The organism is Kineococcus arenarius subsp. arenarius (assembly GCF_050871845.1).
Lineage (GTDB): Bacteria > Actinomycetota > Actinomycetes > Actinomycetales > Kineococcaceae > Kineococcus.
On record NZ_JBJLSE010000117.1, the window covers coordinates 1 to 11,337 of the forward strand.

The window sequence follows — 11,337 nt, forward strand, 5'->3', positions numbered from 1 at the left end:
GGTGACCTCCCCCCGGGGGAGGTCACCGGCCGCAGCCCGCTGCGCAGCGCCTGAGCGGCGCCCGCCGTCAGGGGCGCGAGCCGGGGGCGACCTCGTCGTCGGCGCGCGCGGAACCCCGCGCCGGACCCTGCACGGGCACCTGCGCGCTCGTGGGTGCGCCCGCCGGGGCGCCGGCGAGCGCGGCGGCCTGCTCGCCGAGGAGTTCCGCCTCGCCCTCGGCGACGGGGGTGGTGGAGGCCAGCGGGACCTCCGGCAGGAACAGCGCGATGACCGTGCCCAGCAGGAACATCGGCACCAGCCACAGGAAGATCGGCGTCAGCGAGGTGGCGTAGGCGTCCACCACGCCGTCGGCGACGGCGGGCGGCAGCGAGCGCACCAGTTCCGGGGTGAGCGAGGAGGTGCCGTGCGAGCCGGCGCCGGCCCCGGCGGGGATCGCGTCGCCGAGGCGCTCGGTGAGGCGGCTGGTGAAGACCGTGCCGAGGACGGCGACGCCCACGGTGACGCCCAGCTCGCGGAACAGGTTGTTCGACGAGGTGGCGGTGCCGATCTCGCGGGGGTGCACGGCGTTCTGCACGGCCAGCACGATGATCTGCATGAACAGGCCCAGGCCGGCGCCGAGGACGGCGACGTACGCGCACAGCAGCCACAGCGGGGTGGACAGCTCCAGGGTGGACATGAGGAACATGCCCGCACCGGCGACGAGGGTGCCGGCGATCGGCAGCGCCTTGTAGCGGCCGGTCCTGGAGACCACGGCGCCGGAGCCGATGCTGGTGACCAGCAGCGCCACGACCATGGGCAGCAGCAGCAGCCCGGACTCGGTGGCGTCCACGCCGTAGGCCATCTGCAGGTAGGTGGGCAGGTAGGCCAGCGCACCCATCATCCCGGCGCCGACGACGAGGCCGAGCAGCGTGGTGACGACGAACGTGCGGTTGCGGAACAGGCGCATCGGGATGACGGGCTCGGGGGCGCGCAGCTCGATCAGGACGAACGCCGCGGCCAGCACGACGGTGGCGGCGCCCAGGCCCAGGATCGTCGCCGAGCCCCACGCGTGCTCGGTGCCGCCCCAGCTGGCGACCAGCACCAGGCCGGTCAGCGCGAGGGCCAGGGTGACCATGCCGGCGTAGTCGATGCGGGCGGTGTTCCTGCGCTTCGGCAGGTGGATCGTCAGCGCGGACACGGCCAGCGCCACGGCGCCCAGCGGCAGGTTGATCCAGAACACCCAGCGCCAGTCGACGGAGTCGGTGAGCCAGCCGCCCACCAGCGGGCCGGCGACGGCGGAGACGCCGAAGACGGCGCCCATGGGGGCCATGAACTTCGCGCGGTCCTTGGCGGGCACGACGTCCGCGATGATCGTCTGCGACATGATCATCAGTCCGGCGCCGCCGAGGCCCTGCAGGCCGCGGAACAGGACGAACTCGACCATGCCCTGCGCGAACCCGCACAGCGCGGAACCCAGCAGGAACAGGGCGATGGCCAGCAGGAACAGGTTCTTGCGGCCGACGAGGTCGCCGAGCTTGCCGTAGACCGGCATGGCGACGGTCAGCGCGAGCGTGTAGGCGGTGATCGTCCAGCTCATGTGCTCCAGGCCGTCGAGCTCGCCGACGATCGTGGGCAGCGCGGTGCCGACGATCGTCTGGTCGAGGGAGGCCAGCAGCATGACGAGCATGAGGGAGGCGAAGATCCACCCGATGCGGGGGGCGCGGTCGGCCCCCTGCCGAGCGGGTGGTGCGGTGGCGGTCACGGGCGTCTCCTGGGTGCGGTGCGGGGCGGTGGGGGTTGTCGGGGCCCGCGTCAGCGGGTGATGCCGCGCAGGGCGGCGAAGGCGGCGCGCACGGTGGCGACGGGGTCGGCGGCCGGGTCGTCCATCCAGCACTGCGCGGACAGGCGCGACAGGGTCGTGACGCAGGCGGCCAGCACGCGGGCGCGCACGTCGTCGCCGTCGGGTTCGCGCCGGCGCACGGCCTCGACCAGCTCCTCCTCGGCGGCGGCGATGCGCCCCAGGACGACCGGCAGCAGGACGGGGTTGTCGTGCACGACGCCGAACAGGCGGCGGCTGTCCTCGCGGTGGGCGACGGAGCGCTCGGTCTGGGTGACGAGCACCTCCTCCAGGGCGTCCAGGGCCGGTCCGGAGCCGGTGCGGAACGCCGCCAGCAGGTCCGGTTCCCAGCCGGGCGCGAAGTGCAGCAGCGCCTCGTCCTTGGACGGGAAGTAGTTGAAGAACGTGCGGCGGGAGATGCCCGAGCGGGCGGCGACGTCGTCGACGGTCACCTCGGCCCAGGGGCGCTCGCAGGCCAGGTCGAGCGCGGCGCGGGCGACGGCGGCCGTGGTCTCGGCGCGGCGGCGCTCGCGCAGCGGTGCGAGGGGCGGGACGGTGGGCACCCTTCTAATTTGCACCCAGTGCAAAGTGAGCGTCAAGTGCACAGTGCGCACATCGTGCGCTGGACGAGTGCTCCGCGAGCGCACCGCGCCCGACGGTGCTGGGGTGGACCCCATGACCCGCATCGGAACCTCCGACCTCGACGTCCGCCCCCTGTGCCTGGGCGGCAACACCTTCGGCTGGACCTCCGACGAGGCCGAGTCGCACCGCGTGCTCGACGCCTTCGTCGACGGCGGCGGCGACTTCATCGACACCGCCGACGTCTACTCCGCCTGGAGCGAGGGCGGCGCCGGCATCTCCGAGACGATCCTGGGCCGCTGGTTCGCGAAGTCCGGCAAGCGCGACGCGGTCGTGCTGGCCACCAAGGTCGGCAAGGCCCCCGGCCTGGAGGGCCTGGCCGCCGACACGATCCGCAAGGCCGTCGACGCCTCCCTGCAGCGCCTGGGCACCGACCGCATCGACCTGTACTGGGCCCACGCCGACGACGAGGGCACGCCGATGGAGGAGACCCTCGGCGCCTTCGACGAGCTCGTCGCCGCCGGCAAGGTCCGCGCCCTCGGCGCCTCCAACTTCACCGGCCCCCGCCTGGAGCAGGCCCTGGAGACCGCCCGCCGCGAGGGCTTCACCGCCTACACCGCGCTGCAGAACGAGTACAACCTCGTCGCCCGCGAGGACTACGAGTCCGGCCCCGCCGACGTCGTGGCCGCCAACGGCCTGGCGATGGTGCCGTACTTCTCCCTCGCCTCCGGGTTCCTGTCCGGCAAGTACCGCCCCGGGCAGAGCGCCGACAGCGCCCGCAGCGCCAAGGCGTCCGCCCACCTGGAGTCCCCCCGCGGGCAGCGGGTCCTCACCGCCCTCGACGAGGTCGCCGCCGCCCACGGCACCGAGGTCGCCACCGTGGCGCTGGCCTGGCTGCGGCACCAGCCCACCGTGCTGGCCCCCCTGGCCAGCGCCCGCACCGTCGAGCAGGTCGCCCCGCTGCTGGCCTCGATCGACCTGGAGCTGAGCGGCGAGGAGGTCGCCGCGCTGGAGCGCGCCTCCCGCTGACCCGGCGCACTCCCCCCACTCCCCCGCACGACGTGCGCGGGCTCTGCACGCTCCGGCGACGCAGCCCGCGCACGCGTGCCGCACAGTGGGGAGGTGACGTCCAGCACCGCCCCCACGGCCCCGGCGCCCACCCTGCGCAGCCCCGGCCGCCGCGGCCTCGGCCGCTACGCGGCGACCGCCGCCCTGCACGCCGCCGCCCTCGCCGCCCTGTACGTCGTGTGCGTGCGCACCGCGCGCGGGCAGGCCGCCGAGGACGCCGTGCACCGCCTGGCCCTGCGCTCCCCCGACGCCGGGCTGCCCGCGCCGGCCGAGCGGCTGCTCGACCTGGCCGGGCACCTGGAGCCGCACCACCTGCTCGCCGGCGCCGCCGCCGTCGCCCTCGCCGGGCTGGCCCGCCGGGCACCGGGCCGCGCCGCCCTGGGGCTGGGCGTCGCCGCCGGCACCCTGGGCCTGACGGAGCTGCTCAAGCTCGTCCTGCTGGACCGCCCGGACCTGCTGGAGGCCTACGCCAACGGCGGCAACAGCCTGCCCAGCGGTCACACCGCCGGCGTGCTCGGCGTGTGCCTGGGCCTGCTGGTGGCCGCCCCGCCGCGCTGGCGGGTGCTGCTGGCGCCGCTGGGCGCGCTGGCCTCCGGCGCGATGGGCGCCATGGTCGTCGCCGACGGCTGGCACCGCGTCAGCGACCCGCTGGCCTCCGCGCTCGTCGGCACCGCCGTCCTCGCCCTCGCCCTGGCCCTGCCGTGGGGCCGGCGCGGGCGGTGGGTGCGCGGGCGCCCCGGCGCCGTCGCCGCCCTGGCCGCCGGCGTGCCGGCCGCCTGCGCGCTGGCCCTGGTCGCCGCCTACGCCTGGCCCGGCGCCGGCCTGGGCGCGGCCGTGGCGGCCCCCGGCCTGGCCGTGGCCGCCACCGTCCTGCTCGCCGCCGCGGCCCTGCCGCGGGAGGTGCGCGCGCGGGGCTGACGGCAGGATGGGGGGCATGTCCCAGCAGCCCTCCCACCAGCCCCCGGAAGACCCCACGCCGCCGGACGTGCGGCGCGATCCCGCCGACGGCGCCGACCCGCGCGTGGTCGTCGTCACCCCCCAGGGCATGGGCATCGCCGAACCGCCCGAGGAGGGTGAGCCCGGCCCGGCGGACCTGGTCAGCCAGCCCGCCAAGGTCATGCGCATCGGCAGCATGGTCAAGCAGCTGCTGGAGGAGGTGCGCTCCGCGCCCCTGGACGAGGCCGGTCGGCACCGCCTCGCCGAGATCCACGCCCGCTCCCTCTCCGAGCTGGAGGACGGGCTGGCCCCCGACCTGGTGGAGGAGCTGCGCCGCATCGCGCTGCCCTTCGCCGAGGGGGCCGCTCCCTCCGAGAGCGAGCTGCGCATCGCCCAGGCCCAGCTCGTCGGCTGGCTCGAGGGCCTGTTCCACGGCATCCAGACCGCGCTCGTCGCCCAGCAGATGGCCGCCCAGGCGCAGCTGCAGGAGATGCGCCGGGCGCTGCCGGGCGCAGCGGGACCGGCGGGCTCCGCGCCCGGGCAGGCGCGCGGCGGGGTGCCGCGCGTGCAGCCCGGCGGCACCGGCCAGTACCTGTGAGGCGGGCGTCCTGAAGCTCGCGTTCTGGCGCCGCACCCCCGACCCGCTGGGCCGGGGGGTGTGGTCGCGCGCCGAGCACTCCGTGGACCGGGCGGTGCGCCGCGTCGAGCAGGTCGTCGACGGCTGCCCGCCCGGTCCGGAGCGCACCGCGCTGGAGGCCTACCTGCCCCGGGTGGACCTCGTGGCCCGCGCCGTGCGCGCCGCGTGCCTGCGCGCGCAGGCGGAGGCCCCGTCCGAGGGGTTCACCGTGCCCGCCGGGCCCGAGGGCCGGCACCCCGAGGTGCACCGGCGCCTGACCCGCACCGCCACCGCCTGCGCCCAGGTCGCCGAGGCGGCCGCCATGGTCCGCGTCGGCGGCGGCTCGGTGGACGCGGTGGAGCGGGCCGTGCTGCGCGCCGAGGAGCTCGCCGGGCTGCGCTGACCGGCCGCGCCCCGCGCGCGGCGCGCACCCGGGCCCCTGTCGGAGTCCCCTGTCAGAGTGTGCTCGTCAGACCACGGACGGCTTCCACCTGGGGGATGCAGCGGTGCACATCGACAACGCGCGTGAGCTCAAGGCCCGGCTGCGGGCCCGGTCGGTCGCGGTGGCCTCGCTGGCCGCGCCGCAGGGCGTCGCCAGCGTCGGGATCAGCGTGCTCGGCCACGGCCCCGGCGGCCCCCGCTACGGCGTGGCCGTGCGCCACTCCGGCGTGCGCGGCGACGCCCTGCTCGACCAGGCGCGCGCGCTCGCCGGCACCGCCGCCGCCGCCGAGCTGGACGTGCGCGACGTCGGCCGCGTGCGGGCCCTGTCCACCCCCGTCGAGGGCCGCACCTGGACCCCCGAGCAGCTGCGGCGCCGGGTGCGCCCCTTGCACCCCGGTCTGTCCATCGCGCACCGCGACGTCACCGCCGGCACCCTGGGCGCCTTCGTCACCGTCACCGGCTCCGACGGCCTGTACGCCCTGTCCAACAACCACGTCGTCGCCGACTCCGACCAGGCCGCCCTGGACGACCCCGTCCTGCAGCCCGGTCCCGCCGACGGCGGGCGCGAGCGCGACCGCGTCGGCCGCCTGGCGCGCGCGGTGCCGCTGGAGGCCGGCGGCGGCAACACCGTCGACGCCGCGCTGACGCTCCTGGACGACGCCGAGGGCCACGACCCCTCCTACCCGGTGGGGCGCCTGGTCGGCTGGGCCGACGCCGACGACGAGGTGGTGGTCGAGAAGGCCGGGCGCACCACCGGGCGCACCCGCGGGCGCGTCAGCGCCATCGAGCTGGACGACGTGGCCGTGGAGTACCCCGTCGGGGTGGTGAGCTTCGACGGGCAGGTGGAGGTCACCGGCACCGGCGGCGCGTTCTCCGCCGGCGGCGACTCCGGCTCCCTGGTGTACCGCCCCGACACCCGCCAGGCCGTCGGGCTGCTCTTCGCCGGCAGCGAGCGCGGCGGCGAGGACGGCACCGGCCTGACGTTCTGCAACCCGATCGGCCTTGTGCTCGACGCCCTCGGTGCGACACTGGTCGTGTGAGCCCAGGTGACACCTCAGGTGTGGCCCCCTCTTCCCGGGGCGAGGTCGGTGCCGCGCGCGCCGCGAAGGCGCACGTCCGTCAGATGGTGGGCGGTGACTCGCGCGTCAACGGCATCGGCCTGACCAAGTGGCGGCAGTCGTGGGCGGTGAAGGTCAACGTCACCGACGACGCGGACCGCCCCGAGCTGCCCGAGACGGTGGACGGCGTGCCCGTCCTCGTGCGCGGCATCGGGGTCGTCACCCCGCACGGCGGCTGAGCAGCCGCTGCAGCACCCGCGCCACCCCGTCGTCCCCGCACGCCGGCGCGACGCCGTCCGCCGCGGCGACTACTTGTGCTTGCCCTTCCCCGGAGCACTGAGACATAATTTAGCAGGTGCTAAATTATGATCGCGCGTGACAAGGGGACACCATGACAACTTTCGGCGCGGACCCCTTGCAGGCCGAGCTGCAGCGAGTGCTCGCGGCCCTCGCCGCAGGGTCCGTCGGCACCGGCGAGGCTCCCACGGAGTCCCGGCACGTCGACCTCAAGGAAGAAGCGGGGCGTCGCCGCAACGGCACCGTCCTCCCCTCTCAGCCCCGCGGCGAAACGGCTGCCAAAGCCCTCGCCGTGGAAGCCGCCTGCATGGCGAACACCGACGGTGGTGGGTACCTCGTCGTCGGCGCGGCCGACGACGGGACGCTGATCGGCACCGACCTCGAAGCCGAGTGGTTGCGTCGCAGGATCTACGACTTGACTCAGCGCCAGTTGACCGTGAGTGCCCGAGAGCACTCCATCCGCGGCGTTCGCCTGCTCCTGCTGCACTGCCCCGAAGCGGTCGAGCCCATCCGGGTCGACAGCAAGGTGAGGTGGCGAGTGGACGACTCCTGCGTCGAGGTCGATGCGAGCACCTGGCACGAACGTCGACTCTGGCGTCTGGGCTGGGACTGGTCCGCACAGGCTTCGACCCTGACCCTGCACGACGTGCGCGCGAGCGCGCTCGAACGTGCGAGGGACTACCTCAGAGCATCCGGTGAAGACCACGCCCTCGAACTGGCAGAGCTTCCAGCCGGCGACCTGCTCACGCGGCTGAACGTGCTGACCGGTGACGGGCACCTCACGAACGCGGGAGCGATCGCCTTCGTGGGCCGTTCCGTACCCGCCATCGACTACATCAGGAGAGAAGCGGCCGGAGGTGACAGCACCAACAGGATCCGCACGGCCGCACGCGGGCTGGTGGAAGACCTGTACGACACCGAGCAGGCCATACGAGCCGTCAACCCCGTACGCCACCTGCCGGTCGGCCTGGTGTCCGGGCAAGTCCGGCAGCTCCCCGACGGAGCGGTGCGTGAAACCATCGTCAACGGCTGCGTCCACCGGGACTGGAGCAGCACAGACCCCACCCTGGTCGAACACGAGGGGACGACGTTGGTGGTGACATCACCTGGCGGCTTCATCGGCGGGGTCACTCCAGCCAACATCATCACGCACCCCTCGCAGCCCCGGAACAGGGCGCTGAGCGAGTTGTTCGCGTCCTTGCGGGTCGCGGAGCGTGAAGGGATCGGCGTGGACCGCATGGTGCGGGAGATGATCCGCGTAGGTCACGCACCACCCGTCATCGAAGAGGTGGCCGGACCCCGTGTCCGTACCGCTCTCGTCGGTGACATCGTGGACGAAGGTTGGATGCGCTTCCTCACGACCATCGAGCCCGCGCACCACAGGAACAACCTCAACTCCCTGCTCGTGCTGCGACACCTCGTCGAGCGCTGGTGGGTCGACGAGGAGGTGAGTGCTCCGGTGCTTCAGCGGAGCCTCCTGGAGGCGCGATCCACGATCGGAGCCCTGGAGAGCGCGACGACGGGCGGTGCTCCGTTGATCGACGTGGTGGTGGGCACTCCCGCCGACGCCCGGCCGGCGTGGCACTTGACACCTCAAGCACTCGAGGCCCTCGCATCCGCTGATGCGTACACGGGGCAACGCCGGCGAGCCCCGAGCCGGTCGCAGATCGCCGCCGACTGGGCCAAGAACCGTGGCCGGGTGAGCACTACCGAACTCGGCAGCATCGTGGGCGCCTCCCCGACCAACGTGGGAGCAGTGCTGAAAGCGCTCGAAGCCGAGGGATCCCTCGCCCCGAGCCGCCCCGTTCGGCGAGGACCGGGTTTCTACTACACGTGGGTCAACAGCTGACCGATCGGTAAGCGCGCCGTTGGAGTCGGTGGTCCTGGGCAGCGCCAGCAGGACCACCGGCACCGGCCGCGACTGCCGGTCTTGCCCGCATCACCCCGCACGGCGGCTGAGCAGCCGCTCCAGCACCCGCGCCACCCCGTCGTCCCCGCACGCCGGCGCGACGCCGTCCGCCGCGGCCAGCGCGTCCGGGTGCCCGTCGGCCACCGCGTACGAGCGCCCGGCCCAGCGCAGCATCTCCAGGTCGTTGGGCATGTCCCCGAACGCCACCACGCCCCGCGGGCCGACCCCGCGCTCGCGCGCCACCTCCGCCAGGGTGCTCGCCTTGCTGACGCCCAGCGCCATCACCTCGACGAGGGAGTCGACGGCGTTGGAGTGCGTCACCGAAACCAGCTCCCCCACCGCTCCCCGCGCCGCCTCGAGCATGTCGTCGCTGGAGACCCCCGGGCACTTGGCCAGGACCTTCACCACCGGCGGGCTGCCCGCCAGCAGCTCCTCCAGCGGTCCCACCCGCTGCTCCATGCCCGTGTCGAAGCGCGTCGCGTAGGAGTCCTCGCGCTGGAAGCCGCTGACGGCCTCCAGCGCGAACCCCGTGCCCGGCAGCACCTCGCGCAGCCGGCGCGTCACCTCGCGCACCACGTCGGTGCCGATCGGGTGCTGGTGCACCACCTCGCCGGCGTCCAGGTCGAACACGACCGCGCCGTTCGCGCACACCACCCGGCCGCGCAGGCCCGCCTCGGCCGCCAGCGGGGTCACCCACCGCGGAGGGCGGCCCGTCACCGGCACGACGGGGATGCCGGCGGCCGCGCAGGCGGCGAACGCGTCCAGGGTGCGGCGGGAGAGGGGCCGCTCGCGCGGCACGACCGTGCCGTCGAGGTCGGTGGCGACCAGCCGCCAGGCGGCGGCGAACTCCGCCTCCGCGGCGTCGTCGACGGTGCTGGCGGGCGCCTCGGTGCTCACCGGTCCATCGTGCCAGTCGCGGCGCCGGTCAGCCGGGCAGGACGGTGACGGGGCAGCGCAGCGCCGGCAGCACGGGGTCGTCCGCGCGACGGGACGCCCCGGTCAGCTCGCGGGGGCGGCCGCAGCGGGCCGGGCGCGAACGGCGACCAGCAGCGAGCAGCACGCCGCCAGCGCGGCACCGACCATGACCACCGCCATGGCGCGCTCGTCCCCGCCCAGCGCCCCGGCCACGCTGCCCACCGCACCGCCGAGGCCGAACTGCGCGGCCGTCACCAGCGCGGCCGCCGAGCCGGCGGTGCGGCCGTGCTCGGCGAGCGCGCAGGTGACCGCGTTCGGCGAGATCAGCCCGCCGCTGCCCAGCAGGAACCACAGGGCCACCAGCAGGCCGGCCAGGCCGCCGGCCCCGGTCAGGACCACCGCCAGCAGGACGAGCGCGAGCACCGCGGTCGCCGGGACGCCGACGCGCAGCAGCGTCAGCGGGGCAAACCGCCCCACCAGCGCGGCGTTGAGCTGGGTGCCCCCGACGAGCGCGACCCCGTTGACCGCGAACAGCAGGGAGAACTGCCCGGTGGAGAGCCCGTGGACCTCCTGGAGCACGAACGGCGAGACGGAGACGTAGCAGACGATCACCGACATGGCCAGGCCCGGCAGCAGGGCGAACCCGACGAACCGCCGGTCGCGCAGCAGCCGGGCGTAGGTGCGCAGCGCCTGCCCGAGGGTGTCGCGCACCCCCGGACCGGTGCCGGCGTCGGCGACGTCCGGGCGCGTCTCCGGCAGGCGCCGGCGCACGGCCAGCAGCAGCACCACGCCCGCCACCGCCAGCACGACGAACACCGCCCGCCACCCCGCCACGCCGGCCAGCGCCCCGCCGACCGTCGGCGCGAACAGCGGCGCCACCCCGATGACCAGCACCAGCCGCGACATCAGCCGCGCGGCGACGGAGCCGGTGAACAGGTCGCGCACCACCGCCATGCCGGTCACCGCGCCCGCCGCCACGCCCAGGCCCTGCAGGAACCGCAGCCCCACGAGCACCGGCAGGCTGGGCGCCACCGAGCACAGCAGCGACGCCACCGCGAAGAGGGCGAACCCGACCACCACCGGCGGCCGGCGGCCGTAGCGGTCGCTGAGCGGGCCGACGACGACCTGCCCCAGCGCCATCCCGACGAGGACGACGGTGATCGTCAGCTGGGTGGCCGAGGCGGTGGCACCCAGGTCGTCGGCCACCTGCGGCAGGGACGGCAGGTACAGGTCGGTGTTGATCGCCCCCAGCGCCGCCATGGAGCCCAGCAGGACCACCAGGCCGAACGTGCGGGGCGGTGCGGGGCGCTGGTCGCCCAGCGGTTCGGGGACCGCCGGCCCGGCGGTGGAGGGGGCGACGTCCGCGGCCGCGGCGTCCGCGACGGCGGTGGCGCGCTCGGGCACCTCGTCGGCGCGCGGCCGGGGAGCGCCGGGCGCGCCGGCGCGCTGCGGGGGCGGGCAGGACCTCACCTCCCGGTCCGCGGCGGTGGGGTCGGGGGACGGCGAACTGCCGGGCACGGGCTGTCTCCAGAGCAGGGGGGCGGGCCGGTCACGCGCCGGGGCCCGCGACGGCTCCACGTCGGCCTGCGCAGCTGCGCCACGGCCGTTGCCCCGACGTACGGGGGGTGCCCCCGAACCGCCCCCCTGAAACGTCACACCCCTCCCCTTCGGTGATCAAGGAAGTTGCAACTTCCTTGATCAC

The 11,337-nt window shown here is 75.2% G+C and carries 11 protein-coding genes; 7 read left to right on the forward strand and 4 right to left on the reverse strand.

Annotation, left to right across the window (positions count from 1 at the left end; genetic code table 11):
* Positions 1-67: 67 nt before the first annotated feature.
* Both ACRYM0_RS18685 and ACRYM0_RS18690 read right to left on the reverse strand, forming a co-directional pair.
* On the reverse strand, positions 68-1,741 hold the full coding sequence (locus ACRYM0_RS18685; protein WP_432507350.1) for an MDR family MFS transporter: 1,674 nt from the start codon (positions 1,739-1,741) through the stop codon (positions 68-70).
* A 50-nt stretch (positions 1,742-1,791) separates the two neighbouring features.
* Positions 1,792-2,415, reverse strand: coding sequence for a TetR/AcrR family transcriptional regulator (locus ACRYM0_RS18690; protein WP_432507351.1), 624 nt, complete (start codon positions 2,413-2,415; stop codon positions 1,792-1,794).
* A 76-nt stretch (positions 2,416-2,491) separates the two neighbouring features.
* Between ACRYM0_RS18690 and ACRYM0_RS18695 the strand changes: the two genes are divergently transcribed.
* The 7 genes from ACRYM0_RS18695 to ACRYM0_RS18725 all read left to right on the forward strand — a co-directional run bounded on the left by ACRYM0_RS18695 (position 2,492) and on the right by ACRYM0_RS18725 (position 8,660).
* Positions 2,492-3,424, forward strand: coding sequence for an aldo/keto reductase (locus ACRYM0_RS18695; protein ID WP_432507352.1), 933 nt, complete (start codon positions 2,492-2,494; stop codon positions 3,422-3,424).
* 93 nt (positions 3,425-3,517) lie between these two features.
* Positions 3,518-4,381, forward strand: a complete 864-nt coding sequence (locus ACRYM0_RS18700; RefSeq protein WP_432507353.1) for a phosphatase PAP2 family protein — start codon at positions 3,518-3,520, stop codon at positions 4,379-4,381.
* A 7-nt stretch (positions 4,382-4,388) separates the two neighbouring features.
* On the forward strand, positions 4,389-4,997 hold the full coding sequence (locus ACRYM0_RS18705) for a bacterial proteasome activator family protein (RefSeq protein WP_432507354.1): 609 nt from the start codon (positions 4,389-4,391) through the stop codon (positions 4,995-4,997).
* A gap of 82 nt (positions 4,998-5,079) precedes the next feature.
* Complete coding sequence (locus ACRYM0_RS18710; protein ID WP_432507355.1) at positions 5,080-5,418, forward strand: hypothetical protein; 339 nt, start codon at positions 5,080-5,082, stop codon at positions 5,416-5,418.
* A gap of 103 nt (positions 5,419-5,521) precedes the next feature.
* Positions 5,522-6,496 carry a hypothetical protein gene (locus tag ACRYM0_RS18715; protein WP_432507356.1) on the forward strand — a complete coding sequence of 325 codons (975 nt, stop codon included), beginning with the start codon at positions 5,522-5,524 and terminating at the stop codon, positions 6,494-6,496.
* A gap of 20 nt (positions 6,497-6,516) precedes the next feature.
* Positions 6,517-6,753: a hypothetical protein gene (locus ACRYM0_RS18720; RefSeq protein ID WP_432507357.1), complete on the forward strand. Its 237-nt coding sequence runs from the start codon at positions 6,517-6,519 to the stop codon at positions 6,751-6,753.
* 152 nt (positions 6,754-6,905) lie between these two features.
* On the forward strand, positions 6,906-8,660 hold the full coding sequence (locus ACRYM0_RS18725; RefSeq protein WP_432507358.1) for an ATP-binding protein: 1,755 nt from the start codon (positions 6,906-6,908) through the stop codon (positions 8,658-8,660).
* Positions 8,661-8,750: 90 nt separating this feature from the next.
* Here ACRYM0_RS18725 and ACRYM0_RS18730 read toward each other — a convergent pair whose 3' ends face one another.
* Positions 8,751-9,617, reverse strand: coding sequence for an HAD family hydrolase (locus ACRYM0_RS18730; protein WP_432507359.1), 867 nt, complete (start codon positions 9,615-9,617; stop codon positions 8,751-8,753).
* A gap of 102 nt (positions 9,618-9,719) precedes the next feature.
* Positions 9,720-11,153, reverse strand: coding sequence for a multidrug effflux MFS transporter (locus ACRYM0_RS18735; protein WP_432507360.1), 1,434 nt, complete (start codon positions 11,151-11,153; stop codon positions 9,720-9,722).
* Positions 11,154-11,337 lie beyond the last annotated feature (184 nt).

Coding starts and splice junctions, on each gene's coding strand:
- ACRYM0_RS18695 (WP_432507352.1), top strand. CDS start 2,492: ATGACCCGCATCGGAACCTCCGACCTCGACGTCCGCCCCCTGTGCCTG.
- ACRYM0_RS18705 (WP_432507354.1), top strand. CDS start 4,389: ATGGGGGGCATGTCCCAGCAGCCCTCCCACCAGCCCCCGGAAGACCCC.
- ACRYM0_RS18725 (WP_432507358.1), top strand. CDS start 6,906: ATGACAACTTTCGGCGCGGACCCCTTGCAGGCCGAGCTGCAGCGAGTG.